The organism is Nocardia sp. NPDC060255 (assembly GCF_042727395.1).
In the GTDB taxonomy this organism is placed as follows: Bacteria; Actinomycetota; Actinomycetes; order Mycobacteriales; family Mycobacteriaceae; genus Nocardia.
In genome coordinates this window covers 1-25,756 of sequence record NZ_JBHXAU010000039.1, presented here as the reverse complement: position 1 = coordinate 25,756, position 25,756 = coordinate 1, and the positions used below count along the sequence as shown (strand labels likewise).

The 25,756-nt window shown below is 67.7% G+C and carries 27 protein-coding genes; 15 read left to right on the top strand and 12 right to left on the bottom strand.

Features of this window, described 5'->3' with window-relative positions:
• The first annotated feature begins 78 nt into the window (after positions 1 to 78).
• From ppgK to ACFWF1_RS41240, 3 genes are all read left to right on the top strand, one after another.
• Positions 79 to 837 carry a polyphosphate--glucose phosphotransferase gene (ppgK, locus tag ACFWF1_RS41250; RefSeq protein WP_357378994.1) on the top strand — a complete coding sequence of 253 codons (759 nt, stop codon included), beginning with the start codon at positions 79 to 81 and terminating at the stop codon, positions 835 to 837.
• 286 nt (positions 838 to 1,123) lie between these two features.
• On the top strand, positions 1,124 to 2,488 hold the full coding sequence (locus tag ACFWF1_RS41245; RefSeq protein WP_379283871.1) for an RNA polymerase sigma factor: 1,365 nt from the start codon (positions 1,124 to 1,126) through the stop codon (positions 2,486 to 2,488).
• Between the two features lie 193 nt (positions 2,489 to 2,681).
• Positions 2,682 to 2,909 (top strand): hypothetical protein, encoded by a 228-nt coding sequence (locus ACFWF1_RS41240; protein ID WP_379283870.1) that lies wholly within the window; start codon positions 2,682 to 2,684, stop codon positions 2,907 to 2,909.
• A gap of 9 nt (positions 2,910 to 2,918) precedes the next feature.
• Here ACFWF1_RS41240 and eutC read toward each other — a convergent pair whose 3' ends face one another.
• From eutC to eat, 3 genes are read right to left on the bottom strand one after another with little or no spacing between them, the layout of a single operon-like run.
• Positions 2,919 to 3,803: an ethanolamine ammonia-lyase subunit EutC gene (eutC, locus tag ACFWF1_RS41235; RefSeq protein ID WP_379283869.1), complete on the bottom strand. Its 885-nt coding sequence runs from the start codon at positions 3,801 to 3,803 to the stop codon at positions 2,919 to 2,921.
• On the bottom strand, positions 3,803 to 5,212 hold the full coding sequence (locus ACFWF1_RS41230) for an ethanolamine ammonia-lyase subunit EutB (RefSeq protein ID WP_379283867.1): 1,410 nt from the start codon (positions 5,210 to 5,212) through the stop codon (positions 3,803 to 3,805). Before ACFWF1_RS41230 ends, eutC begins: the two co-directional genes overlap by 1 nt.
• Entirely contained in the window at positions 5,209 to 6,630 is a 1,422-nt protein-coding gene (gene eat, locus ACFWF1_RS41225; RefSeq protein WP_379283866.1) for an ethanolamine permease, read from the bottom strand. The genes ACFWF1_RS41230 and eat overlap by 4 nt, the downstream gene beginning before the upstream one ends.
• A gap of 247 nt (positions 6,631 to 6,877) precedes the next feature.
• Here eat and ACFWF1_RS41220 point away from each other — a divergent pair, with 247 nt between their 5' ends.
• Together ACFWF1_RS41220 and ACFWF1_RS41215 are read left to right on the top strand one after the other, a co-directional pair.
• Positions 6,878 to 7,105 carry a hypothetical protein gene (locus ACFWF1_RS41220; RefSeq protein ID WP_379283864.1) on the top strand — a complete coding sequence of 76 codons (228 nt, stop codon included), beginning with the start codon at positions 6,878 to 6,880 and terminating at the stop codon, positions 7,103 to 7,105.
• Between the two features lie 49 nt (positions 7,106 to 7,154).
• A complete protein-coding gene (locus ACFWF1_RS41215) occupies positions 7,155 to 7,973 on the top strand; it encodes a rhomboid-like protein (protein WP_379283863.1) in 819 nt (272 codons plus the stop codon).
• A 3-nt stretch (positions 7,974 to 7,976) separates the two neighbouring features.
• Here ACFWF1_RS41215 and ACFWF1_RS41210 read toward each other — a convergent pair whose 3' ends face one another.
• Together ACFWF1_RS41210 and ACFWF1_RS41205 are read right to left on the bottom strand one after the other, a co-directional pair.
• Positions 7,977 to 9,161, bottom strand: coding sequence for a cation:proton antiporter (locus ACFWF1_RS41210; protein WP_379283862.1), 1,185 nt, complete (start codon positions 9,159 to 9,161; stop codon positions 7,977 to 7,979).
• A 5-nt stretch (positions 9,162 to 9,166) separates the two neighbouring features.
• Complete coding sequence (locus tag ACFWF1_RS41205) at positions 9,167 to 9,649, bottom strand: cation:proton antiporter regulatory subunit (RefSeq protein WP_379283861.1); 483 nt, start codon at positions 9,647 to 9,649, stop codon at positions 9,167 to 9,169.
• 93 nt (positions 9,650 to 9,742) lie between these two features.
• Between ACFWF1_RS41205 and ACFWF1_RS41200 the strand changes: the two genes are divergently transcribed.
• Positions 9,743 to 10,936 carry a sensor histidine kinase gene (locus ACFWF1_RS41200; RefSeq protein ID WP_379283859.1) on the top strand — a complete coding sequence of 398 codons (1,194 nt, stop codon included), beginning with the start codon at positions 9,743 to 9,745 and terminating at the stop codon, positions 10,934 to 10,936.
• Positions 10,933 to 11,580, top strand: coding sequence for a response regulator (locus ACFWF1_RS41195; RefSeq protein WP_379283858.1), 648 nt, complete (start codon positions 10,933 to 10,935; stop codon positions 11,578 to 11,580). Before ACFWF1_RS41200 ends, ACFWF1_RS41195 begins: the two co-directional genes overlap by 4 nt.
• A gap of 1 nt (position 11,581) precedes the next feature.
• Here the strand turns inward: ACFWF1_RS41195 and ACFWF1_RS41190 are convergent, their stop codons facing one another.
• Positions 11,582 to 11,902 (bottom strand): DUF952 domain-containing protein, encoded by a 321-nt coding sequence (locus ACFWF1_RS41190; RefSeq protein WP_379283857.1) that lies wholly within the window; start codon positions 11,900 to 11,902, stop codon positions 11,582 to 11,584.
• Between the two features lie 312 nt (positions 11,903 to 12,214).
• Between ACFWF1_RS41190 and ACFWF1_RS41185 the strand changes: the two genes are divergently transcribed.
• Complete coding sequence (locus ACFWF1_RS41185; RefSeq protein WP_150405918.1) at positions 12,215 to 12,409, top strand: hypothetical protein; 195 nt, start codon at positions 12,215 to 12,217, stop codon at positions 12,407 to 12,409.
• A 47-nt stretch (positions 12,410 to 12,456) separates the two neighbouring features.
• On the opposite strand, the gene ACFWF1_RS41180 is transcribed toward ACFWF1_RS41185, so the two are convergent.
• A complete protein-coding gene (locus tag ACFWF1_RS41180; RefSeq protein WP_379283856.1) occupies positions 12,457 to 13,254 on the bottom strand; it encodes a TetR/AcrR family transcriptional regulator C-terminal domain-containing protein in 798 nt (265 codons plus the stop codon).
• A gap of 118 nt (positions 13,255 to 13,372) precedes the next feature.
• Between ACFWF1_RS41180 and ACFWF1_RS41175 the strand changes: the two genes are divergently transcribed.
• Positions 13,373 to 15,109, top strand: coding sequence for a DEAD/DEAH box helicase (locus ACFWF1_RS41175; RefSeq protein WP_379283929.1), 1,737 nt, complete (start codon positions 13,373 to 13,375; stop codon positions 15,107 to 15,109).
• Positions 15,109 to 15,666, top strand: coding sequence for a hypothetical protein (locus ACFWF1_RS41170; protein ID WP_379283855.1), 558 nt, complete (start codon positions 15,109 to 15,111; stop codon positions 15,664 to 15,666). The genes ACFWF1_RS41175 and ACFWF1_RS41170 overlap by 1 nt, the downstream gene beginning before the upstream one ends.
• A gap of 243 nt (positions 15,667 to 15,909) precedes the next feature.
• Here the strand turns inward: ACFWF1_RS41170 and ACFWF1_RS41165 are convergent, their stop codons facing one another.
• Positions 15,910 to 16,479, bottom strand: a complete 570-nt coding sequence (locus tag ACFWF1_RS41165; RefSeq protein WP_379283853.1) for a class I SAM-dependent methyltransferase — start codon at positions 16,477 to 16,479, stop codon at positions 15,910 to 15,912.
• A 55-nt stretch (positions 16,480 to 16,534) separates the two neighbouring features.
• Between ACFWF1_RS41165 and ACFWF1_RS41160 the strand changes: the two genes are divergently transcribed.
• The gene (locus tag ACFWF1_RS41160; protein ID WP_379283852.1) at positions 16,535 to 17,302 is read left to right on the top strand and encodes an AraC family transcriptional regulator; all 768 of its coding nucleotides are present in this window, start codon (positions 16,535 to 16,537) and stop codon (positions 17,300 to 17,302) included.
• A gap of 414 nt (positions 17,303 to 17,716) precedes the next feature.
• On the opposite strand, the gene ACFWF1_RS41155 is transcribed toward ACFWF1_RS41160, so the two are convergent.
• Entirely contained in the window at positions 17,717 to 18,457 is a 741-nt protein-coding gene (locus ACFWF1_RS41155) for an SDR family NAD(P)-dependent oxidoreductase (RefSeq protein WP_379283851.1), read from the bottom strand.
• A 105-nt stretch (positions 18,458 to 18,562) separates the two neighbouring features.
• Between ACFWF1_RS41155 and ACFWF1_RS41150 the strand changes: the two genes are divergently transcribed.
• On the top strand, positions 18,563 to 19,171 hold the full coding sequence (locus ACFWF1_RS41150) for a TetR/AcrR family transcriptional regulator (protein WP_379283850.1): 609 nt from the start codon (positions 18,563 to 18,565) through the stop codon (positions 19,169 to 19,171).
• A 313-nt stretch (positions 19,172 to 19,484) separates the two neighbouring features.
• Here ACFWF1_RS41150 and ACFWF1_RS41145 read toward each other — a convergent pair whose 3' ends face one another.
• Entirely contained in the window at positions 19,485 to 21,173 is a 1,689-nt protein-coding gene (locus ACFWF1_RS41145; RefSeq protein ID WP_379283927.1) for a DEAD/DEAH box helicase, read from the bottom strand.
• Between the two features lie 281 nt (positions 21,174 to 21,454).
• Here ACFWF1_RS41145 and ACFWF1_RS41140 point away from each other — a divergent pair, with 281 nt between their 5' ends.
• Positions 21,455 to 22,624, top strand: a complete 1,170-nt coding sequence (locus ACFWF1_RS41140) for a YhjD/YihY/BrkB family envelope integrity protein (RefSeq protein ID WP_379283849.1) — start codon at positions 21,455 to 21,457, stop codon at positions 22,622 to 22,624.
• Here the strand turns inward: ACFWF1_RS41140 and ACFWF1_RS41135 are convergent.
• A complete protein-coding gene (locus ACFWF1_RS41135; RefSeq protein ID WP_379283925.1) occupies positions 22,597 to 22,842 on the bottom strand; it encodes a DUF3039 domain-containing protein in 246 nt (81 codons plus the stop codon). The genes ACFWF1_RS41140 and ACFWF1_RS41135 overlap by 28 nt on opposite strands.
• Positions 22,843 to 22,938: 96 nt before the next feature.
• Here ACFWF1_RS41135 and ACFWF1_RS41130 point away from each other — a divergent pair, with 96 nt between their 5' ends.
• On the top strand, positions 22,939 to 23,358 hold the full coding sequence (locus ACFWF1_RS41130) for a DUF3099 domain-containing protein (RefSeq protein WP_379283848.1): 420 nt from the start codon (positions 22,939 to 22,941) through the stop codon (positions 23,356 to 23,358).
• Here the strand turns inward: ACFWF1_RS41130 and ACFWF1_RS41125 are convergent, their stop codons facing one another.
• Entirely contained in the window at positions 23,359 to 24,642 is a 1,284-nt protein-coding gene (locus ACFWF1_RS41125; protein ID WP_379283847.1) for an MFS transporter, read from the bottom strand.
• 150 nt (positions 24,643 to 24,792) lie between these two features.
• Here ACFWF1_RS41125 and ACFWF1_RS41120 point away from each other — a divergent pair, with 150 nt between their 5' ends.
• Positions 24,793 to 25,533 carry a VOC family protein gene (locus tag ACFWF1_RS41120; protein ID WP_379283846.1) on the top strand — a complete coding sequence of 247 codons (741 nt, stop codon included), beginning with the start codon at positions 24,793 to 24,795 and terminating at the stop codon, positions 25,531 to 25,533.
• The last annotated feature ends 223 nt before the right edge of the window (positions 25,534 to 25,756 follow it).

Below are 25,756 nucleotides of genomic sequence, written 5' to 3'. Positions count from 1 at the left end.
GCCGCTCGCGGCCGGGGTGAAGCCTTGTGCATCGGTGTTGTGCTCCACACCGGCCAGCACAGGAACGAGGGCTCAGTCATGTCCGCTCGGGGGCACGCATTCGGCATCGATATCGGCGGCAGCGGCGTCAAGGGTGGCGCGGTGGATCTGGCGACCGGTGAGCTGGTCCACGAACGCATCAAGATCGCGACACCGCATCCGTCCACCCCGCAGGCCGTCGCCGACGCGGTGGCAAAGCTGGTGGCGCAAGCCGATTGGGACGGACCGGTCGGCATCACCCTGCCGTCGGTGGTGCTCGACGGGGTCGCGCGCACGGCGGCCAACATCGACAAGGCCTGGGTCGGCACCGACGCGCGGGCGCTGTTCTCGAACACCCTGGACGGGCGCGAGGTGACCGTGCTCAACGACGCGGACGCGGCGGGCCTGGCCGAGGATCGCTACGGCGCGGCAAAGGATTTCGACGGACTGGTGCTGCTGCTGACCTTCGGCACCGGTATCGGCTCGGCCCTGCTGTACCAGGGGACCCTGGTGGCCAACAGCGAACTCGGCCATCTCGAGGTCGGCGGCATGGAGACCGAACATCGCGCCGCTGCCTCGATCAAGGATCGCGACGGGTTGTCCTTCGAGCAGTGGGCCGCCGAGGTGAGTACGGTACTGATCGGTCTGGAGAACCTCTTCTGGCCGAAGGTGTTCGTCGCGGGCGGCGGCATCAGCCGCGACTCCGATCAGTGGATTCCGTTGCTCACCAACCGAACTCAGGTGATCCCGGCGCATCTGAAGAACACCGCCGGCATCGTCGGCGCGGCCATGGCGATCGACGCGGGCATCGCGCCGTAAACCGGCTGCGGCAACCCTGCGACGGCGTGAGTTCGGACGGTATACCGTGGGTGTAGCGCAGCGAACGAACGCTTTACCGTGGCTGACAATGAGTGAAGCTGAGCTTGCGAAGCGCCGCCTTATGCATGGTGGCCATAGGTACCCTGGTTAGATCGTTACAATGGAACGTGCCCGGTGCTGAGCCGGAGAAACCCCGACCGGCTTTCGCCGGTGAAACCCGACAGACCGCTCCGCCGGAAGACCACTCTGGCGTGACGCCGCACGAGACCGTCACGAAAGGGCGTACGTGGTAGCCACGAATACCCGTCAGACCGCCGATTCGGCCGAGGCCGATTCCGCAGATGTAACCGAAGCCCGGCCGGTCCGTAAGGCGGCTGCCGCGAAGAAGGCCCCGGCCAAGAAGGCCGCTGCCAAGAAGGCGCCTGCGAAGAAGGCCGGTGCCAAGGCGCCCGCCAAGAAGGCTGCCACCAAGAAGGTGGGAGCCGACGGCGAGCCAGGCCCCGACGACGCGGGCGACGACGAGTCGCTCGACGTCGCCGATCTCGGCGACCTCGAGGTCTCCGAGGACGACCTCACCGAGGACGCCGAGGACCTGGTCGTCGAAGAGGTCGCCGAAGTCGCCGAGGAGGAGGCCGAACCGAGCGCCGCCGACAAGGCCTCGGGCGACTTCGTCTGGGACGAAGAGGAATCCGAGGCGCTACGGCAGGCCCGCAAGGACGCCGAGCTCACCGCTTCGGCCGACTCGGTCCGCGCCTACCTCAAGCAGATCGGCAAGGTCGCGCTCCTCAACGCCGAAGAGGAGGTCGAGCTCGCCAAGCGGATCGAGGCCGGCCTCTACGCGGCGGAGAAGGTGCGCGAGTTCACCGAGCAGGGCGAGAAGCTGCCGGTCGCGATGCGTCGCGACTACACCTGGATCGTCCGCGACGGCAACCGCGCCAAGAACCATCTGCTGGAAGCCAACCTGCGACTGGTCGTCTCGCTGGCCAAGCGCTACACCGGCCGCGGCATGGCGTTCCTCGATCTGATCCAGGAGGGCAACCTGGGTCTGATCCGCGCCGTCGAGAAGTTCGACTACACCAAGGGCTACAAGTTCTCCACGTACGCCACCTGGTGGATCCGGCAGGCCATCACCCGCGCCATGGCCGACCAGGCCCGCACCATCCGCATCCCGGTGCACATGGTCGAGGTCATCAACAAGCTCGGTCGCATCCAGCGCGAACTGCTCCAGGACCTGGGCCGCGAGCCCACCCCGGAGGAACTCGCCAAGGAAATGGACATCACGCCGGAGAAGGTGCTGGAGATCCAGCAGTACGCGCGTGAGCCCATCTCGCTGGACCAGACCATCGGCGACGAGGGCGACAGCCAGCTCGGTGACTTCATCGAAGACTCCGAAGCCGTTGTCGCCGTGGACGCGGTGAGCTTCACGCTGCTGCAGGATCAGCTGCAGTCGGTGCTGGAGACGCTGTCCGAGCGCGAGGCGGGCGTGGTCCGGCTGCGCTTCGGCCTCACCGACGGCCAGCCGCGCACCCTCGACGAGATCGGCCAGGTGTACGGGGTCACCCGTGAGCGCATCCGGCAGATCGAGTCCAAGACCATGAGCAAGCTGCGCCACCCCAGCCGCTCGCAGGTCCTGCGCGACTACCTGGACTAGGTCGTTTCGACGCCCGCATTCGTTGCGCCGCTTTCGTTTTCAGCGGCTCAGCGGATGCGGGCTTTGTCGTTTCCATGGTGATCCCCGGCGGGCCTGAGCAAACGAGCAGCACGACGGCCGGTAGTGTGGTTGTGCCACATCGTCTCGTCTCTCGCTTGGTCCGGCTCTACCCCTGATCATTCTTGGAGGACAAGTGCGTGTTCTGCGTTCCCTGTTCGTCACCGTCGCGATCACTGCTGTGCTGGCCGTGGTCGGTTTTGTCGTTCGTGCCCAGGCCGCGCCCGCGCCGACGCCCGGCGTGACCCAGGTCGAGGTCACCGATTCCGAACAGAAGCTCGTCAAGCAGGCCGCCGCGCGCGCGAAAAGCGCTGCCGCACGGGCCGACGCCGCGATGAAAGCCTCGCGCAGTTACGGGCGGTGACCACTCAGGTCAGTCGCTGGTGAGGGCGATGATCTCGCCGGAAGCCAGCGCGCCGGCGCGTGAGGTGTCCTTGAGGTCGACACCGGAGCGGCCGAGGACGCGTGCGCCGGAGACCAAGCCCGCGACCACCTTTGCCGCCTGCCGATAGCCGAGGCCTTCCGGCGGGTGAATGTTGGAGATGCAGTTGCGGTCCGCGTCCGTGCGGCCTGGGTGGGGTAAATGGGTCAGGTAGATGCCGAGGCTGTCGGCCACCGAGAGGCCGGGGCGCTCGCCGATCAGCACCACTACTGTCGCTACGCCCATCGCCTCGGCGATGTGGTCGCCGAGGGCGACCCGGGCCTGGGTGGCGATTACCGGGGCGGCGATCGAATAGTGCGGGGTGAGTTCTTCGATCAGCGCGGCCAGGGTCGCGGGGCCGTGGTCGGTGAGTGCGCGCGGGGACAGTCCGTCGGCGAGGACGAAGCCGATGTCGGCGGCGCTGCGCGGAACATCGGACAAATCGGACCTGCCTGTGGGATCGGGAGATTCGGCGGGCAATCGGCCGAGGTCAGGTCGGCGAAGGTACTCCGCGCGGTCGCTTGCTCGGCTGCGTACGTGCACGGGTTCGCCGACGCCGAGCTCGGCGACCCGCTCCCCCAAGGCGGCCACGTCCAACGGCAGGTGCACCGCGTCGCGGGCCGCCGAATGCGCCGCGCGGAATTCCAGCACCCGCGCGGTGGGCAGTGCGTCACCGGTGCGACCCAGACCGATCCTGGACTGGGTGCTGCGCCGGAGATCCTGCCAGAAAAGGTGCGCCGCAGCGCTTTCCGATCGCGAGGTGGTCGGCTCGGTGTCGGTCCGCGCCCCGCCGGTTGTTTCTCCCAGCGGCGCAACAACTTTCAGCCTGCGTTTCATCAGGCACCCGCCAACGCGCGTAGCGGCGAGGCGAGAGGCTCCACCGGGAGCACCCGGCCTGCCGCATCGATCATGCCGAGTCCGGACAGCCACGCCTCGAATTCCGGTGCCGGACGCAGATTCAGGACGCGTCGGGCATACAGGGCGTCGTGGAAGCTGAGGCTCTGATAGCCGAGCATGACATCGTCCGCGCCGGGCACGGCGATGACGAAGGCACAGCCCGCCGCACCCACCAGCGTCAGCAGCGTGTCCATGTCGTCCTGGTCGGCTTCGGCGTGGTTGGTGTAGCAGACGTCCACACCCATCGGCAGGCCGAGCAGCTTGCCGCAGAAATGGTCCTCCAAACCGGCGCGGATGATCTGTTTCCCGTCGTAGAGGTATTCCGGGCCGATGAAGCCGACGACGGTGTTGACCAGCAGCGGGTCCAGGTCGCGGGCCACCGCGTAGGCGCGGGTCTCCAGGGTCTGCTGGTCGACCGGCTTGCCGCCGGTGCCCAGGTGCGCACCCGCCGACAGCGCCGAGCCCTGGCCGGTTTCCAGGTACATGACGTTGTCGCCGACGGTGCCGCGACGCAGCGACCGGCCCGCCTCGTTGCCCTCGCGCAACAGCGAAATGTTCACGCCGAAACCGGCATTGGCGCCCTCGGTGCCCGCGACCGACTGGAACACCAGGTCGACCGGCGCGCCCGCCTCGATCAAACCGATGGTGGTGGTCACGTGCGAGAGGACGCAGGATTGCGTGGGGATGTCGAAGCGGACCCGCACCTCGTCCAGCAGGCTCAGCAGGTCCGCGGTCGCCTGGGGCGAATCGGTCGCCGGGTTGATCCCGATCACCGCGTCGCCGCAGCCGAGCAGCAGCCCGTCCAGCGTGGCGGCGGCGATGCCGCGCGGGTCGTCGGTGGGGTGGTTCGGTTGCAACCGGGTGGCCAGCGTGCCGGGCAGGCCGACGGTGGTGCGGAAGCCGGCGGTGACCACGGCGGCACGGGCGACCGCGATCAGATCCTGATTGCGCATGATCTTGCTGACCGCGGCCACCATCTCCGGCGTGAGGCCGGGTGATACCGCGCGCAGGATCGCCGCGGCACCCGCCCCGGCCGCGACAGCCAGTAACCAGTCCCGCAGACCGCCGACGGTGAGCTGCGAAATCGGTTGGAACGCAGCGCGATCGTGAGTATCGATGATCAGCCGGGTGACCTCGTCGGTCTCGTACGGCACCACCGGCTCGTCCAGGAACCGGGTCAGCGGCACCTCCGCCAGCGCCCACTGCGCGGCGGCCCGTTCGGCGTCCGAATGCGCCGCGCAGCCTGCCAATTCGTCGCCGCTGCGCAGCGGGGTGGCCTTGGCGAGCAACTCGACCAGGCCGTCGAAGGTGTAGGCGGTACCGCCGAGTCGCTGTGTGTAGCGGGTCATTCCAGCTCCTCCTCGGCCTTGGCCAGCAGCGCGAATTCCTCGTCTGGGGAGTTGGCCACCAGCCGATGCCTGCTGTACAGGCCGAAGTAGGCCATGAACGCGCAGAACGCGACGAGTGCCCAGGTCGCCGCCACCGGATCGACCAGGAACGTGGCAATCACCGCGGCACAGGCGATCACGAGCGCGAACGCGGTGGTCGCGATGCCGCCGGGCGTGCGGTACGGGCGCGGCATGTTCGGTTCGCGAACCCGAAGCACGATGTGGCTCACCATCATCAGCACGTAGCTGAGCGCCGCGCCGAACACCGCCATGTTCAGCAGCATCGCGCCCTTGCCGGTCAGCGACAACGCGAAACCGATTACGCCGGGCACGATCAGCGCCAGCACCGGCGCTTTGCGCGCATTGGTCACCGACAGGCTCGTCGGCAGATAACCCGCCCGCGAGAGCGCGAAAGTCTGCCGGGAGTAGGCATAAACGATGGAGAAGAAACTGGCGACCAGACCGGCCAGGCCGATGTAGTTGACCAGTTTCGCGGCACCGCTGTCACCGAGCGCCTCGACCAGCGGATTGCCCGACGTCGAAATGGCTTGCGCACCAAGCGCTCCGGTGGCCAGGAACAGCACGGCGGCACCGGTGACGATCAGCACGAGCATCGCGCTGATGATCCCCTTCGGCACGTTCTTCTCCGGCTCCCGCGCCTCCTCGGCGGCCAGCGGCACACCCTCCACGGCCAGGAAGAACCAGATCGCGAACGGCACCGCCGCCCAGATCCCGAACACGCCGAACGGCAGGAACGACGAGCTACCAACAGCATTCGGGTCCGCCGGGATGTCGGTGAGATTGCCCACCTCGAACAATCCCCACGCCGAGACGGCGAACACCGCGAGCCCCACCAGCGCGATCGCCGTGATCACGAACATCGCCTTGAGCGCCTCCCCCGCCCCGGTCAGATGCACTCCGATGAACAACGCGTACACCGCGAGATACACCCACCAGCCGTCGGTGATGCCGAACAGGTGCAACGATTCGACATACCCGCCGATGAACGTGGCGATGGCCGCGGGCGCGATCGCGTATTCGAGCAATACCGCTGTGCCCGTGGCGAATCCGCCCCACGGCCCGAGTGCCCGCCTGGCGAAGGTGTAGCCGCCGCCCGCCGCGGGCAACGCCGCCGACAACTCGGCCATGCCGAGGACCATCGCCAGATACATTCCCGCGATCAGCACGGTCGCGATGAGCAGGCCACCGAAGCCGCCCTGGGCGATGCCGCTGTTCCAGCCCGCGTAGTCACCGGAGATCACGTAGCTGACGCCGAGCCCGGCGAGCAGCACCCACCCGGCCGAGCCCGAGCGCAACGTCCGCTTGGCCAGATAATCCGCACCGGCGGTATCGGTCACCTTCACGTCCTCGATCGTCATAGGCGCTACGCACTCCTCGTCCACATACCGATTGGTCGGTGGACCAATTCTTGGGAGTGTTTGTTGCCCGGGTGTGAAGCGAGGTTACGGACGCGGTGCCGGCTCGGGTGACCCGGAACACAGCAGGCCGCGCCCGGTTTCCGTTACTCGTCGACGGCGACTGCCAAGCTGTCTGCCAACCGACAGCAAACCCCTTGCTCCCGTGCGGATTTCGCAGAACGCTGGAGATCTACTCAGGAGGGGCTTCATGAAAACACTCACGCAGGTACTGAAAATCGGCATCCTGACCGCCGCGTTCGTCGGCCTGGCCGTCCCCGCCGCGCAGGCCGACACCTGGCACGCCACGGTGGAATGCAAGGGCAAGGGCAGCGCCGTGGGATACGGCAACTCTGCCGAGGAAGCCGTCACCGACGCTCTCACGAAGCTCGGCGAAGGTCCCTACGGACCGGGCTGCCGGATCACCGACGTCGGGTGACAGGCGAGCCGGTCGGTGCTTCCCGGCCCGGACACGGCAGACTGGGTAGGTGGTTGCCTCTACCTCGAGCAGGCTCGAGACACCCTGGACCCAGACGGTCGATCTGGTCACGGAACTGCGGGCGGCATGGGCGTGGTTACGCCGCCCGCGGCTCTGGCGTCGGGTGCTCCCGGCGATTCGAGCGCATCTGTCGGCCGCACCGGCCAGCACCGCCTACGCCTTCACCCTGTTCGTCACCTGGTGGACGCTGCGTGGCCTCGGTGACTCGACCGAACATCGACTGATCCTGTCCGCGTCCACCAATCTGATCAACATGCGGCACAATCCGGTTCAGGTGCTGGTCGCGTCCGCGTTCTGGACCGACGGCGGCTTCCCGTGGACCACCATCGGCAGCTTCCTGATCGTGATGGCCGCCGCCGAACGCTGGCTCGGTACCAGCCGCTGGATCCTGTTGTTCGCCGCCGGGCATATCGGCGCGACCCTGCTCACGGTCACCGGGATCTCGCACGCCATCGACCACGGCATCATCCCGTTCAAGGTGGCGCATGCCACCGACGTCGGAACCAGTTACGGCTTCACCGCGGTGCTCGCCGCGATGGCGTTCCGCTTCCGCGGCTCGACACGACTGATCTGGGCCGTCACGCTCATCGTGGTGCTGGTCGCGGCGGCATACAGCGGGCCGTCGTTCACCGACTACGGCCATCTCTGTGCGATGGTGATCGGCTTCCTGATCGCGATCGTGGCGAGCACCGTGTGGCGCTGGATCGATCGAGCGACGACGCGCCGCGCGGCACGCGAACTGGACGAGCCTGCGCCTACAACGGTGGGTGTGGCGGATTCCGCGGCGACCCCTACTGCCAGCGGGTGACTGTCACGGACTGACGACGGCGGGCTTCATGCGGCGCTGCACCAGTCCGACCGCAGGCTCGACGACGCGCGCGGCGATGGGACCGACGATCGCCATCAGCAGCACATAGGCCGACGCCAGCGCGGCCAGTTGTCCGTCGACCCCGCCCATGGTCACCGCCAATCCGGCGATGACGATGGAGAATTCGCCGCGCGCGACCAGTGCCGCGCCCGCCCGCGCCCGGCCCATCGGCCGGATGCCCTGCCTGCTCGCCGCCCACCAGCCGGTGGCGATCTTGGTCAGCGTGGTGACCACCGCCAGCGCCACCGCCCAGCCGAGCACCGGCGGAATGGCCTGCGGGTCGGTGGTGAGCCCGAACGCCACGAAGAAGATCGCCGCGAACAGATCACGCAGCGGTTCCAGCAGTTTCGCGGCCTCGTGCGCGGTCGAGCCGGAGATGGCGATGCCGAGCAGGAACGCCCCGACCGCAGCGGACACGTTCAACGCCGAGGCGACACCGGCCACCAGCAGCGCCGCACCGAGCAGCTTCAGCAGGAACACCTCGTTGTCCGAGCTGTCCACGATGGCCGAAACGTATCGCCCATAACGTAGCGCGACCACCAGCACCACCGTAATCGCGGTGAGCGCGACCGCCAGGGACTTCGCGCCGCTGGCGAAGCTCAGCCCGGCCAGGATGGTGGTGAGGATCGGCAGATACACCGCCATCGCCAGATCCTCGAACACCAGGATCGACAGGATCACCGGTGTCTCCCGGTTACCGAGCCGCCCGAGGTCGTTGAGCACCTTCGCGACGATGCCCGAGGACGAGATGTAGGTGACACCGCCCATGGTGACCGCGCCGACCGCGCCCCAGCCCAGGATCAACGCCACGATCACACCGGGCGTCGCGTTCGCCACGATGTCGACCAGGCCGGCTGCCCAGGACCGGCGCAGGCCGGTCATCAATTCCGGCGCCGTGTACTCCAGGCCGAGCAGCAGCAACAGCAGCACGACACCGATTTCGCCTGCTATGTGGCCGAATTCGTTGGCGGCGCTGAGTTCGATGAAGCCGCCCTTGCCGAAGGCGAGGCCGCCGATCAGGTAGAGCGGAATGGGAGACATCCCGAAGCGACCGGCCAACCGCCCGAACGTGCCGAGGGCAAACAAAATCGCTCCGAGCTCGATCAAGGCGAGCGCGGTTTCCGTCACTGATCTCAGCCGTGCGTGAGGATCTTCGCGGCGGCGTCCAAGCCGTCCGGGGTACCGACGACGACGAGCACATCGCCTGAGGTGAAGGTGAAGTCAGGGCCGGGTGACGGGTGTAGCTGGCCGGCCCGCATGACCGCGACGATGGACACCTTGGTGCGGGTGCGCATCGCGGTCTCGCCGAGTGTGCGTCCGCTGTAGGGCGATTCGTCGGCGATGGGCAGCTGCCGGGTGGTGATGCCGGGCAGGTCGCTGTGTTCGTCGTTCAGCTTCGCGACCAGCTGCGGCGCGCCGAGCAGGTTGGCGAGCACCGCCGCCTCGTCGACGCTCAGCGGGATCTGCGCGGCGCAGGCGTCGGGATCGTCCATCTTGGAGACGATGAGGTCGATATCGCCGTCGCGATGCGCGACCACGCCGATCCGGCGGCCGGAACGCACCTCGAAGTCTTTCCGGACTCCAATCCCGGGTAGGGCAGTCACGTCGACATTCACGGGGTCCAGGTTAGCCCGATGTCCGATTCACTCGACCGCGCGGTCATCACTTCGGCGGACGGCGCCTGGTCAGAGCTGTGCTGAGATAGTGGGGTGAGGCAGTGGTCGGAGGTCCCCGGTACCGCGCGCGACGCGCTGGGCGCGGTGCTCTCGTTCGCCGCCGGGACCGTGCTCTACGCCGCGAGCCTGTACGCCCTGGTCGAGCGCGGGGTGGACGTGCCGCTGACAACGCGCCTCGCCGTATTCGCGCCGCTGTGTCTGCTGACGATGTGCCGTCGTCGAATGCCGGTGCTGGCCATGATCGTCGGGCTGGTGCCGCTGCTGGTGGACATGCGGCTCGGTCCGTCGGTGCCGGTGTGGATTCTGTACGGCGACCTGATCTACGCGGCCGTGCTGTATTCGGCGCAGCGGGCCTCGCGGATCACGATGGCGGTCTGGTCGGTGTTCTCGGGGCTGGTGGTGATCCTGACGCTGGTCCGCACCGGCGATCTGCGGGCGGTCTCGATCGCGCTGGTCGTCGTGTTCGCGTTCATCGCCACGCCGCTGTGGTGGGCGAATTCGGTACGCACACACAAGGAGATCGCCGGTGCCGAACGCGCCCGCGCTCAGGCGCTCACCCTGGTCGCCGAGCTGGACCGGCGCGCGGCCATCGCCGACGAGCGCACCACCATGGCGCGCGATCTGCACGACGTGATCGCCGGGCACCTGTCGGCCATCGCGATCCAGTCCGAGGCCGCGCTGGGCGTGATGAGCCGCAAGGAGATCGACCCCGCGGTCACCGGGATCATGCGGTCGATCCGGACCAACAGCGTCAGTGCGCTGCAGGAGATGCGCACCATGATCGGGCTGCTACGCAGCGACGGCGGCACCGACGAGGTGGCCGCGCCGCGCAGGCTGGCGCAGCTGCCCATCCTGGTCGATGCCGCACGCGCGGCCGGGATCAGCGTGCGGGTGCGCGAAACCCTCGACGGGACCGAACTTCCCAGCGCGGTCGATCAGGCCGCGTACCGCATCGTTCAGGAGGCATTGACCAACGCCATGAAACACGCACCGGGACAAGAGGTCGAGATCGAGGTCGGCGCGCGGGACGGAGAGCTACGGGTCCTGGTGCGCAACCCGATGGCGGCGGCCGCCGTGCGACGCACCGAGAACGGCGACCCGCACCGCGGCCTGATCAACATGCGCGAACGCACCGCCGCGCTCGGCGGAAACTTCACCGCCGGACCGGATTCCGGCCGCTGGGAAGTGCTCGCCCACCTGCCGCTCACCGCCGCGAGCGCGTCATGACGATCCGGGTACTGATCGCCGACGACCATGCCGCGATCCGCGCCGGACTGCGGATGATCCTGGACGCCGAGGACGACATCGAGGTGGTCGGCGAGGCGGCCGACGGCGATGTCGCGGTCGCGCAGGCCAAGGCGCTGCGGCCGCACGTGGTCCTGATGGACGTGCGGATGCCCGGCGTCGACGGGATCACCGCGACCGAGCGGGTCACCGCCGACGGGCTGGCCAAGGTGCTGATCCTGACGACGTTCGATCTGGACGAGTACGTCTTCCGGACCTTGCGGGCCGGCGCGTCGGGCTTCGTGCTGAAGTCGGCGTCGGGCCAGTCGCTGATCGACGCCGTGCGCACGGTGGCGGCGGGCGACGGCGTGCTCGCCCCGGAGGTGACCCGGGCCGTGATCACCGCGTTCGCCGCGACGGATACCGATGCGGCCGAACCGGAACCGAGCGGCTTCGGCGACCTCACCGAGCGCGAACGCGAGGTGCTCGACTGCCTCGGCGACGGGCTGTCCAACGCGCAGATCGCCGGTCGCCTGTTCATCGGCGAGACCACCGTGAAGACGCACGTGTCCCGGGTGTTGACGAAACTCGGTGTGCGGTCGCGGGTTCAGGCGGCCATCGTGGCGCGCGAGGTCCGCGACCGATAGCTCATTTGGCCAGTGGCGCGAACACGCCATCCGGACCGGGCTGGAACTCCTCGACCGCGATCACCGCGCCCGTCGGCAGCGGCCCGTACAGGTGCGGGAACAGCATCGATTCGGGATCGGTCGGCACGCCGGGCTCCCACTTCACCGGCGCGCCGAGCCGGGCCGGATCGAGGCGGAGCAGCACCAGGTCGCGGCGCCCGGCGAAGAGGCGATTCGCGGGCAGGTGGGCCTGTTGCGGCGCGGACAGATGGATGAACCCCACCTCGTCCAGCGACGGCGCGCGGTACTCGCCCGTTTGCCGGGCGGAAAGCCACTCGCCCAAAGTGCATATGTGAACAAGCGTGTGAGTGTCATGGGTCACGGGTAATCTCCCGGTAGACAACTGGATCGGCCTGTTCGAGGTGGTGACCAAACGTAGTTCGTAGCGTGACCTGGGATGTTCGCCAGTAGCGAAATCCCTGGTCGTGTTATCGAAAACACACAGAATCACTCACGGGAACAAAGCCCCCGTCCCGAACGTCTGACAGAGTAGTCATACCACTGCTGGGAAGTAGCGGTTGCGAGCCCGCGGAGTGACCACGGGCCCCACACCAGGCGAACGGTCTGTGAAACCGGGAGCCAGGACGGAGGAGTCATGCCAGGAACCCTGACTAGCACCCCACTGACCGCGGTCGATCGTTGCGACCGCTGCGGGGCGGCAGCACGAGTGCGTGCCGTTCTGCCCGCAGGTGGAGAGTTGCTCTTCTGCCAGCACCACGCGAACGAACACATGGATCGACTGCGTGAGCTGGAAGCCGTGATCGACACGGAATCCGCTCCCGCAATCTGACCACTCCTCGCGTCCTGAGATAACAGCATCCGACAACAGAAAACCGTTTACCGCAGCGGGCGATCCTCGGATCGCCCGCTGTTGGTGTGTTCAGGGGTTTTCCGGTCCTGGAGGATTCCGTCCAGCAGCCGGGCCAGGCCGTAGTCGAAGGCGCCGTCCGGGTCCGCCGGGGCTTGATACAGCTCGCCGACCGCCTTGCCGACCCGGGACGACAGCGGAAACAGACTGGACGGCATGGCCTGAGCGAGCAAGGGGCCGTACACCTCCCACCACTGCGCGTCGGTCATGTCCTGCGTGTCGCGCTGCGCCCCGACCGCGACACGCGCGTTGCCAGTGGCGAATTCCGACAAAACGGCGATCACCCGATCCAGCTCCACCTCCGACAGGCCGATGCCGTCGATGGCGGCCAGCTGCCGTTCGTAGCGGCGCATCCGGCCGGGGCCGATCACCTGGCGCCACGGCGACACTTCCAGCAGCCACGGATGGGCGATCAGCTCAGCGCGCGTCTGGCGGGCAATGGCGGCCATCCGCTCGCGCGCGGGCAAGGTCGAGGGGATCGGCGTATCTTCGTCGGCCACCGCGTCGACCATCAGCACGGTCAGCGCGTCCTTGCTCGGGACGTAGGTGTAGAGGCTCATCGGACGCAGGCCCAGTTCGGCGGCCACCGACCGAATGGACACCTTCGCGTAGCCGTCCCGATCGGCGAGCGCCACCGCGGCGTCGACCACCGCGTCCACACTGACCGCCGGCTTCGGCCCGCGCCCGCCCGACCGCGGCGGAAGCTCGTGCCGCCACAGCAGGCTCACCAGCTGTTTGGCCTGCTCGGCGGCGGATTCGTCGGGCAAGGGACTCCTCGGAACAAACTCGGTACTCTGTACGTTATTCAGATACTTCGTACACCATACGCCGATGGAGGGGTTCGCTCTGCCCAGCACACAGGCCACTTACCTGCCCGACCGTCACATGTTCGCGTTATGGACCTGGACCGGGCAGCACACCGGGTCGGCACCGGCCGCGCTCGGTGATCGGGAGACGCTCACCCTTGCCGTGCCGACCGGGTTCGACGGGGCGATCGAGATCGGCGAAGTCGATTGCGCGTTGATCGATCCCGCGACCTTCGGCGCGCTCGAGCTCGCCGACGCGGGGGCGTCCGTGCAAGTGTGGCGGACGACGCTGCGTGACGAATCCCCCGAGGATCCACTGCCGATCGCGGCGCATGCGGTCCCCAATGCGGCGGGCACCTCGATCGTGTCCGCCGCCCGCGCGATCCGGGTGCTGCGCGAGACCCAAGCCGTGACAACGGAATTGCGATCGGGCCTGAAAGCCGATCTGCGGCCGTATCAGGTGCGCGGGGTCAGTTGGCTGCGGGAAACCACCGCGGCGCACGGAGGGGCCGTGCTGGCCGACGAGATGGGCCTCGGAAAGACCGTGCAGACCATCGGTTTTCTGCTCGGGCGGGCTGCCGCTGGACCGCAGCTCGTGGTCTGCCCGACCTCGCTGGTGGGCAACTGGGCGCACGAGATCGATCGGTTCGCGCCGGGACTGCGCGTGGTGGTGTGGCGCGGCGGTGAAATCGACGCGGGCGCAGGGACTGTCGTCGTCGCCGGATATCCCACGGTGCGGATACACAGGCAGCACCTGGACGAGCGGCGCTGGGCGACGGCGGTTTTCGACGAGGCGCAGGCGCTGAAGAATCCGGGCACGCAGCTGTCCAAGGCCGCGCGGGCGCTCGACGCCGAGGTGCGCGTGGCACTCACCGGTACACCGGTGGAGAACCATCTCGAGGAGCTGTGGGCGCTGCTGAACCTGGTGACGCCCAAGCTGTTCGGGCACAAAACGCAGTTCCGGCGGCGGTTCGTCCGGCCGATCCAGGAGGGTTCCGCGGCCGCGGCGGCGCGACTGCAGGACGCCATCGAACCCGTCGTGCTCACCAGGAAGAAGGCGCAGGTCGCCGCGTCGCTGCCGGCCAAGATCCACACCGACCTGCTGTGCGACCTCACCGACGAGCAGGAAGAGCTCTACGACAAGCTGCTCGTCCGCGCCATCGACGACGGATTCGGCACCGGCATCGACCGCCAGAGCCGGGTCCTCGCGGCGCTCACCGCGCTCAAGCAGGTCTGCAACCATCCTGGACTGATCACCGGCGAGCTCACCGAGCTCGCCGGCCGCTCCGGCAAGCTCGACCTGTGCACCGACATCCTGGCCAACAATCTCGAAATGAACGCGCCCACCCTGATTTTCACCCAGTACCGGCAAACCGGTGAGCTGCTGGTCCGGCACCTGGCCGAGCAGTTCGGGATCACGACGCCGTTCTTCCACGGCGGACTGAACCAGGCCGAGCGGGCCGCCATCGTGACCGGCTTCCAGGCCGAGGACGGGCCGCCCGTGCTCGTCCTGAGCCTGCGCGCCGCGGGCACCGGCCTCACCCTGACCCGCGCCGCGGACGTCATCCACTTCGACCGCTGGTGGAACCCGGCGGTCGAGGCGCAGGCCTCCGATCGGGCACACCGCATCGGCCAGACCCGCACGGTCACCGTCACCACGCTCACCTCGACCACCTCCGTCGAAGAGCACATCGCGCGCATGCACGACCGCAAGTCCGCGCTCTCGGACCTCGGCGACTCGGCGGGCATCGCCGCACTCGCCCGCCTCGACGACGACCAACTCGTCGAGATCCTGCGCCGCAAGAGGGAGAACTGATGGCGGACAATGAATTCGGCTACACCCAGTGGGGCAGAGACTGGGTTCGGCTCGCCGAACCACTCCGCCAAACCCGGCCCGAGCCGCTGCTGCCCCGCGCTCGCTCCATCGCACGCAACCATGGGGTCAAGGCCACCATCGACGGTCGCATCGTGCGCGCCACCATTCATCGCGGCAGCGAGGCCTCGGTGATCCACCTGGAAGTGACGCCGTTGCCCCGGGCTGCGATCACCGCGATCGGCGAGATCCTCCCGGACACTACGGTTCTCACCGACGACATGCACCGGGCGGTTCTTGCCGCCGAGCTCAGCATCGCGCCGGTACTCGCCGGAACCGATTGCTCGTGCAAGGCACGCACGGCGCGATGCCTGCATGTGCTGGCCGCGTTCTACGACATGGCGAGCCGGGTAGACGAAAACCCGCGCCTCGCCTTGGAAGTGCAGGGGTATTTCCAAGCCGCACAAGACGATTCACCCACGCCCGTGGAAGTGCCCCGGTGGGTACCCATCAACACCTTCGCCCCCGGCACCTACTTCGAGGCCGCGACCCCCGCCTGACCGAGGCCCACAGAGCGTGCATACCCCAGTCGACTGTGGTGACGTATCGATACCTTCGGAACCCAAGTTCGTTGCACATTGTCCCGTTCCAGCGCCGTCAGACAGCTGCCGTTGCGCGACAGGGGCTTTCGGAGAATCGAGTCGAGTCAAATGGCCCCTACTTGATCTTCGGCAACGACCATTTGACTCGACTCGATCCCACAGGGGCAACACGCTGTGTGCGGCGTACGGGTGGATGTGGCGTCAGGCGGGGCGACGGGCTTGGAAGCGGAAGCTTGTTGTGCCGGTTTCGATGTGGACGTCGGTGAATCCTATGCGGGTCAGGCGGGTGGCGGCGGTTTCTGGGGGGACGGGGACGCAGGTGTCGCCGAGGTGCATCAGGCGGAAGAGGCGGCTGTCGAGGCCGTCGCTGCCCGCGAAGACGCCGCCGGGGCGTAGGACGCGTAGCGCTTCGGCGAACAGCGCGTCCTGCTGAACGGGTGTCGGCACGTGATGCAGCATGGTGAAGCAGACCACCGAGTCGAATTTCTTTACCGGAAAAGGCATCTCGGTACCGTCGCCCTCCACCACCATCATCACCGACCCGTGCCTGGTGCGCAGCCGCGCGGCCAGGTCCGGGTCGATCTCGACGCCGGTGAGGGTGCCGGCGCGGTCGAGCAACGCGCGCACATTCGCGCCATAGCCGGGGCCGATCTCGAGGGCGGAGCGGCCGAGGTCGAGGCCGGTCAGCGCCCACGGCACGATCTTCGTCGCGCTGGTCCGTTCCCACATCGACGAGCGACAGCAGAATCGGTGGAAGAGGTTCATCGCCATACTCATGACGCTAGGAGCGGACAGCCGTGACCGCGACGAGCTACGGTGACATATTGTGTCGCGAAACGGCCATCCGTCCATCCAGCCCGACCCACCCGGATCCACCGCGATGGTGCTCGGCGCCGGGGTGCTGCCGGCCAGGTACTGGTTCGACACCCACGAGCATCCACTGCACCAGATCGCCTGGGCCGCAAGAGGAGTCATCGCCGTCGAAGTCGGCGACAACCGCTGGGTACTGCCGCCGACTCGAGCCCTGTGGATTCCCAGCGGCCTCCCACATCGCACCGGCACCGCCGACGGCGCCGACATGCGCGGCATCTACGTCGAACCCGAACGCTGCCCCGTCACCTTCACCGCGCCGACGATGATGCGCGTCACCCGGCTGCTGCACGAACTGTTCGACCATCTCGGCGCCCCGGGCACCACCCGCGAGCGCCGGGAACGCGCCGAGTCCGTCGTCTTCGACCTGATCGAACCCGTCGACGTGATCCCCATCGGCGCCCACTCCCCCACCGACCCGCGCGCCAAGCAGGTCGCCGACGCCCTGACCGCCGATCCCGCCGACAACCGCACCCTCACCGAATTCGCCACCGCCGTAGCCACCAGCCCCCGCACCCTCGCCCGCCTCTTCATCGCGGAAACCGGAATCAGCTTCGGCCAGTGGCGAACTCAGATCCGCCTCACCGCATCACTACCACTGCTAGCGGGCGGCCTCCCGATCGCCCGCATCGCAGGCCGCGTCGGCTACGCCACCCCCAGCGCCTACGTCGCCGCATTCCGCCGCGCCGTCGGCGTCTCGCCGGGCAGATACTTCGCTGGCTAGTCCGCCTATTCGGACCATTGCCTGCCCCCCGGCCGCTACTGGCCCGCAGCCTGCGATCACCCGCATCGCAGGGCGAGTCGAGTACGCCACCCCAGCGCCTACGTCGCCGCACTCCGCCGCGAGGTAGCCGTCTCGCCGGGCAGATACATCGCTGCCTAGTCCGCCCTTCCAGACCATTGCCCGTCCCCCTGTCCCTACTGGCCCGCAGCCTGCGATCACCCGCATCGCAGGCCACGTCGGCTGCGTCACCCAACGCCCACGTCGCCGCATCGCCGATCGTGCCAGGCAACTCCTGCCCGGCCGGTTACGTCGCACCGTGGAGGAATCGTCACTTTCCACGGCAGAGGTGGTCGCGGCGACGCTCCATTGGACAACGCCCCCTCTGTGACCGCTCCGAATACGCGGCGCGAGAACCTACGCGTTGCTGCCGCCGTCGACCGTGAAGATCGAGCCGGTGACGCTGCGGCCCGTCTCGCCCGCGAGGAACGCGACCATCGCGGCCATGTCGTCGGGCTTCGCGAAGTGGCCGAGAGCGGTCAGCTCGACCTGGGTGTCGTAGTGGCCGCCATCGACCGGATTCATGTCTGTCACAGTGGATCCCGGCTGTAGCAGGTTCACGGTGATCGCGCGCGGGCCGAGTTCGCGGGCGAGGGCCTTGGTGAATCCGTTCAGGGCCGACTTGCTCAGGTTGTAGAGCGAGAGGCCGGCGAAGGGGGCGTGCTCGGACAGGTTGGTGCCGACGCTGATGATGCGACCACCGTCGGTCATGTGCGCGACCGCGGCCTGCGCGCCGACGAACGCGGCCCGAGCGTGGATGTTCAGCGCGCGGTCGATCTCGTCGAGGGTGAAGTCTTCGAACGGCTTGGCGGGGAAGATACCCGCATTGTTCACGAGGATGTCCAGCCGACCGAGCTCAGTCGCGGCCTGGTTCACCGAGCGCACCACGTCACCGGCGTCGGCGCTGTCCGCCTGGATCGCCACCGCCCGGCGACCGAGCGATTCGATCTCCGCGACAACGGATTTCGCCTGCACATCGGCGCTCTGATAGGTGATCGCCACCTCCGCGCCGTCGGCCGCCAGCTTCCTGGCGATCGCCGCGCCGATCCCTCGGCTGCCGCCGGTCACCAGTGCCACCTTGCCCGTGAGATCCGACATCGGTCCTCCTCCAAATTCTGTGTCGATCAATACATAAATAGCTAAGCGCATGGCGCGCACGCCGTCAAGGGGTATATTTAACGATCGACACAGAAAGGATCGACCATGGCCGAACGCGGACGACCACGCGCCTTCGATCGCACCGACGCGCTGCGCCGCGCCATGGAGGTGTTCTGGGAGCACGGCTACGAAGGCTCCTCGATGACCGACCTCACCACCGCGATGGGCATCAACTCCCCCAGCCTCTACGCGGCGTTCGGCGGCAAAGAGGCGCTGTTCCGGGAGGCCATCGGGCTGTACGGGCAAACCGACGGCGGATACACCGCGCGGGCGTTACGGGAGGAGCCGACGGCGCGCGCCGCGATCGATGCGATGTTGCGGGACAACGCGATCGCCTACACCGTCGAGGACAAACCACACGGCTGCATGGTCGTGCTGGCAGGCTCGACCTACACCACGCGCAGCGCGAGCATCCGCGATTTCCTGGTCGAAAAACGCAGGGAGACAACCGAAAACATCCGCCAACGGCTGGATCGCGGTATCACGGAAGGCGATCTGCCCGCAGCCACCAACACCCATGGACTGGCCCACTTCTACACCACGGTGCTGTACGGGTTGTCGATACAGGCCCGCGACGGGGCTTCGCTGGCGGACTTGACGCAATCGATCGACTGCGCGATGGGGGCCTGGCCAGCAGCAGCCACTCCTGCCTGAACGGCCGGTCAGCCAGCAGTTCACGGGGTCGGCAGCGTGTTGCGTTGTGCGCCACACTAATTGGCTGCCATCGCAGACACACGACATCTGAGCAATCAGCCGGTTAGCTCCGCTGCCGATTGGCCGCGCGCCACGTTCAGACGACGGATGATTCGCGACCCGCAGCGCCCGCGGCAACGGAACACCTCTGAACTGGCCCACTTCTACACGACGATGCCGTACGGGTTGTCGATACAGGCCCGCGACGGTGCTTCACTGGCCGACCTGACGCAATCGATCGACTGCGCGATGGAGGCCTGGCCAGCGACCTGACCTACATCCGGCGCAGCGCTGCGATCCGCTCAACCAGTTGATCAGCAGAGGCCAATGCTGTTGGTGGACCGCCACATTCGCGGCGCAACTCACCGTGGATCACGCCGTGCGGCTTGTTGGTTCGATGGTGGTGCATGGCGACCAGGCTGTTGAGTTCACGCCGCAACTCACCCAATCGGTCAGCGGTGGCGACCCTTTCGGCCGCGCTCGCGACCTGCGGCCCCGGCTCGGGCGCGTTGGCGGATTCCCCGCGGTCGGCGATCTGTTTGGTCTGCCGTTCGCGCAGCAGCGCGCGCATCTGGTCGGCGTCGAGCAGACCTGGGATGCCGAGATAGTCCGCCTCCTCGTCGCTGCCCGCGAAAGTGGCGGTGCCGAAGGAGGATCCGTCGTAGATCACCTGATCGAGCTCGGCGTCGGCGGCCAGCGCGACGAAGGACTTCTCCTCCTCACCCGGCTCGTCCTGCTGCTTGTTCGCGTCGATCAGCAGCTCGTCGTCGAGCCCGTCCTTCTCCCGGTGCGGCTTGCCGATCACGTGGTCGCGCTGCAACTCCAGCTGCGCGGCCAGGTCCAGCAGCACCGGCACCGAGGGTAGGAACACGCTCGCGGTCTCGCCGGGCTTGCGCGCACGCACGAACCGGCCGATGGCCTGCGCGAAGTACAGCGGCGTCGAGGCGCTGGTCGCGTACACGCCGACCGCGAGGCGCGGCACGTCGACCCCCTCGGACACCATGCGCACCGCGACCATCCACGGTTCGGTGCTCGCGCCGAACTGCTCGATCCGATCCGAGGAGGTCGGTTCGTCGGACAACACCAGCGCGGGCTTGGTGCCCGAAATGTGTTCCAGCAGTTCGGCGTAGTCGCGGGCCCGGTCCTGGTCGGTGGCGATCACCAGGCCGCCCGCGTCGGGCATGCCCGTGCTGCGCAACTGGCGCAACCGCATGTCCGCGGCGCGCAGCACGGCCGAGATCCAGTCGCCCGCCGGGTCCAGCGCGGTGCGCCAGGCGCGGGCGGTCTGTTCGGGATTGAGCGGCTCGCCGAGACGCGCAGTGTGCTCGTCGCCCGCGCTGTCGCGCCAATGCGCCTCGCCGGAGTAAGCGAGGAACACCACGGGCCGGACCACGCCGTCGGCGAGGGCCTCGGAGTACCCGTAGGCGTGGTCGGCGCGCGAGCGCGGGAAGCCCGACTCGTCGGGCTCGTAGGTGATGAACGGGATCTGACTGTCGTCGCTGCGGAACGGGGTTCCGGTGAGCGCGAGCCGGCGGGTCGCATCGCCGAATGCCTCGGCCGTCGCCTCACCCCAGCTCTTCGCATCGCCCGCGTGGTGGATCTCGTCGAGAATCACCAGGGTCCTGCGGTTTTCGGTGCGCACCCGATGCCGGGACGGATGCGACGCGACCTGGGCATAGGTGACGACGACACCGTGATAGTCGCCGGACGTGCCGCCGGTCGCGTTGGAGAACCGCGAATCCAGCTGGATCCCGGACCGGGCCGCGGAATGCGCCCACTGGTGCTTGAGGTGTTCGGTCGGCGCGACGACCGTGATCTGGTCAACAGTCCGATCGGCGAGCAGTTCGGCGGCCACCCGCAGCGCGAACGTGGTCTTGCCGGCGCCCGGCGTCGCCACCGCGAGGAAGTCGCGTGGCTTGGACGCCAGGTACTTGGTCAAGGCCCGGCGCTGCCAGGCACGCAGCGATCCGCTGCCCGATGTACCGGAGCTGTTCGGCGTCCCCGACGCGTCGGGTCTTACCGAATCGCCCGGTGTCTCCGCTTTTCCCGCCACAGCGGCGCCACCCGACCCAGTCACGCACTCGACCCTACTGGCCCGGCACGGCGTGTTGCTAAACCGACGCGGCATCGGCGACAGGCATCACATGTTCAACTACCGACACGCCGAAGTTCACCGATTGCCCGACGACACGTCTTCCCCGGAGTCCGGTGCGGGAACGCCCGGTGCGCGATGCTGTAGGCACGATGACCGACGAAAACGCCGTGCCGAGCGATCCGCTGCGAACCGACATACCGTCGCTCAGCGGTGGCATCGCCGCGCGTCAGCTCACCTTCGGTCAGCGGGTGACCATCCGGTTGCGCCGCGCCCGCCGAAACACCAGCAAGCTCGTGGTGCGAGTGGTGGTGAAGGCGTGGGACGACTCGATCTTCGCCAAGTCCGCGGCCGCCGCGTTCTGGCAGACGCTGTCGCTGGCGCCGCTGCTGCTCGGCGTGCTCGGCAGCCTCGGGTATGTCGGCACCTGGTTCGGGCCGGACACCGTGCAGATCGTGGAATCCAAGATCATTTCGTTCAGCCGGGATCTGTTCAGCGCCAGCGTGGTGACGGATCTGATCGAACCCACCGTCAAGGACGTCCTGGGAAAGGGCCGCGGCGCGGTCGTTTCGGTGGGTTTCGTGCTGTCGCTGTGGGCCGGGTCGTCGGCGATGGCGACGTTCGTCGACTCGATCGTCGAGGCACACGATCAGCAGGACCTGCGGCATCCGGTGTGGCAGCGCATCTTCGCGTTGCTGCTGTACGTGGCGTTCCTGGTGGCCTCGGTGTTCATCCTGCCGCTGGTGGCGCTCGGGCCCACACTGATCGGCCGGGTACTGCCCGAACCGTGGCGGGTCACCGGACTGCAGCTGCTGGACTTCTTCTACTACCCCGGCGTCGGGTTGCTGCTGATCATCGTGCTGACCACGCTGTACAAGCTGGCGCTGCACACGTCGCTGCCTTGGCATCGGCTGTTCGGCGGGGCCTTGGTCGCGGCGGTGTTCTTCATCGCGGCCAGCGAGGTGCTGCGGCGGTATCTGGCGTGGGTGACCAAGACCGGCGTCAGTTATGGCGCGCTGGCCACGCCGATCGCGTTTCTGCTGTTCACGTATTTCCTCGGGTTCGCGGTGATCCTCGGCGCGGAATTCAACGCCGCCGTGCAGGAGTTCTGGCCTGCCCGCGCGACCCGGATGGAACAGGTGAAGGAGTGGATCACCAACCAGCTGACCGGGGATTCGTCCGACGAGGACGATCCGGAGACAGAAAGCAGCGAGACGGCGGAGAAGCCTCCGCCGTCACCTGTCGACGCACCCGATCAGCCGCATGCGGCGTCCTCGCAGACGCCCCAGCAACCTCAGTCGCCCTTTTTCAGCCCGTCGTAGACCTTCTTGCAGTCCGGGCAGACCGGCGAACCGGGCTTGGCCGACCTCGTCACCGGAAAGACCTCACCGCACAGCGCGACGACATGGGTGCCCATGACGGCGCTCTCCGCGATCCGGTCCTTCTTGACGTAGTGGAAGACTTTGGGGGTGTCGTCGCTCGTCGACTCGTCGGTGGTCGAATCGGGGCGAACCATGGTGTCGGTGCTCACGCATTCCATGATGCCGCATTCCACGATGGGATGACTGATCACGGTCCGGTGTCCGCCTGACCACGCTGTGTGCGCTGGTGCGCCGACAGTGGAAGACTCAGAGATATGCAGCAGCACGGCGACTCTCCCAACGCCGACGACATCGGCCGTGGTGAGCGCCCGGACGTGACGATGCCGCCAGCTTCCACTGGCTCGGCCGGATACTTCCCCGGCACCGACGACAAGCATCCGGTCCTGATCACCGAGGCCCAGCCCTCGCTGGAAGATCAGCATCGCTCCCGGGTCCGCCGGTACACCATCATCATGGCGTTCCGCATCCCGTGCCTGGTGCTGGCCGCGATCGCCTACAGCACCTTCAACAGTGCGTTGCTGGCGATCCTCATCATCGCGGTCTCGATCCCGCTCCCATGGATCGCCGTCCTCATCGCCAACGACCGGCCGCCGCGTCGCAAGGACGAGCCGAGCCGCTGGGATGAGCGCCGCACCGCCATCGAGGCGCGGTCGCACAAGTCCATCGACGGCTGATCAGGCCTTGCGGCGGATGACGGCGGACATGACCGCTGCGGTCGCGCACAGGCCGCCGGCCAAGTACCAGGCCAGGTTGTAGCTGCCCTGCACGTCGCGGATGACGCCCGCGCCGGTGGCGGCGACGGCGGCACCGATCTGGTGCGAGGCGAAGACCCAGCCGAACGCGACCGGGCCGTCGTTGCCGAAGAGTTCGCGGCAGAGCACGACGGTCGGTGGGACGGTCGCGACCCAGTCGAGGCCGTAGAAGATGATGAACACCCACAGACTCGGCTGGGTGTGCGGGCCGAGCAGCGACGGCAGGATCAGCAGCGACAAGCCGCGCAGTACGTAATAGCCGATCAGCAGATAGCGCGGGTCGATGCGGTCGGTCAGCCAGCCGGACGCGATGGTGCCCGCCACGTCGAAGATGCCGACCGTCGCGAGCAGGCTCGCCGCGGCGGTCGGCGGCATACCGTGGTCGTGCGCGGCGCTGACGAAGTGAGTGCCGACCAGACCGTTGGTCGACGCACCGCAGACCGCGAAACCGCCTGCCAGCAGCCAGAATCCGGGCGTGCGTGCGATCTTGACCAGCACCGTGATGGCGCGCGAGGCGCCGACCGTCGCGGATGTCCGGACACCGACCACGCTGCCCGGCTCCGCGCCATACGCGGTCACACCGACATCACTCGGGAAATCGCGAATGAACAACAGCACCAACGGGACAACAGCCAGTGCCGTCCCGGCGACGATCAGCGACGGCAGCCGCCAGCCGTGCTCGTGCGCCAGCATGGAGATCAGCGGCAGGAACACCAACTGACCGGTCGCACCCGCCGCGGTCAGCACCCCGGTGACCAGTCCGCGCTGCCGCACGAACCAGCGACCGGTGATGGTCGCCACGAACGGCATCGACATCGACCCCACGCCGACGCCGACCAGCAGGCCCCAGGTGAGCATCAGATGCCACGGCTGAGTCATGAACACCGTCAGCCCGGCACCCGCCGCGACGAGCAGCAGCGCACCCGACACCACCTTGCGGATACCGAACCGGTCCATCAAGGCGGCCGCGAACGGCGAAATCAGCCCGTACAACAGCAGATTCAGCGAAACCGCCGATCCGATCGTGCCGTGTGACCAGCCGAACTCCTCGTGCAGCGGATCCATCAGCACACTCGGCACCGAACGGAACGCGGCGGCACCCAGCAAGGCGATGAATCCGACGCCCGCGACGATCCACGCGGGATGCGGACCGCGCCTGCTGACGGTGTCGTGCGGCGGGACGGTCGGCGTCTGCAGTTCGGTCACCCGCTGAGCGTGCCGGAAATCCACCCACCCAACGAGTGGCCGGAATGCCACAAAGCACCAAGATCGTGCCAGCGCGGGCGACACGCCAATCCGCTCGACACCGCGCGTGGCTTTCCCTAGGGTGTCTCGGGGTACAAGACAGGAGTGAACATGATCAGGTGGATCTGGGCCTTCCTGGACCGCCCCGCACAGCGATTCGACGACTGCGCGAAGTTCTGGTCCACGGTCACCGGCACCGAACTCTCCGCACGCCGTGGCGAACACGACGAATTCCTCACGCTGCTCCCCGATCCCGCGCTCTTCGCCGCGGCCGGGGTGAAGATGCAGGCGGTCACCGGCCTCGGCGGCGTCCATCTCGACCTCGACGTCGACCACATCCCCACCGCCGTGCGCACCGCACTCGACCTCGGCGCCGACCTGGTCGCAAACCATCCCAACTACGCGGTCCTACGCTCCCCCGGCGGCCAAACCTTCTGCCTCACCCCGAGCGGCCGCGCCACCAGCACCCCCGCCCCCGCCATGACCGCCCCCGACGGCACCCTCAGCCGCCTCGACCAAGTCTGCCTCGACATCGGCCGCACCGACCACGAGACCGAGACCGACTTCTGGAAGTCACTGACCGGCTGGAACTTCCACCAAGGCAGGCGCCCCGAATTCGCCCACCTCCGCCCCAACGAACCCCGCCCCATCCAACTACTCCTCCAGCGCCTAAACGAAGACCGCCCCACCAGCGCCCACGTCGATTTGTCCTCCTCGAACATCGAAGCCACCACGCTGTGGCACGAAACCCTAGGCGCCACAGTGATAGACCGCCACGAAAGCTGGACCGTAATGACCGACCCAGCAGACGCCATCTACTGCATCACCGCCCGCAACCCAAACACCGGCTAATCATCGAGTCGAGTCATATGGTCGCTGAAAGATCTTCACCAGCAACCATATGACTCTGCTCAATCACGCCAACAACCATTCGACTCTGCTCGACTCGATGACGCCAGCGCCCACGCGACTCGCCGCGCTTTCCCCAGCATCTTTCAACCGGACCACAGCCAGTCCTCACGCTGGAACACAAGCGTTGCCCATCACAAGCCGCGGAAGAGCAGGTCGGGTACCC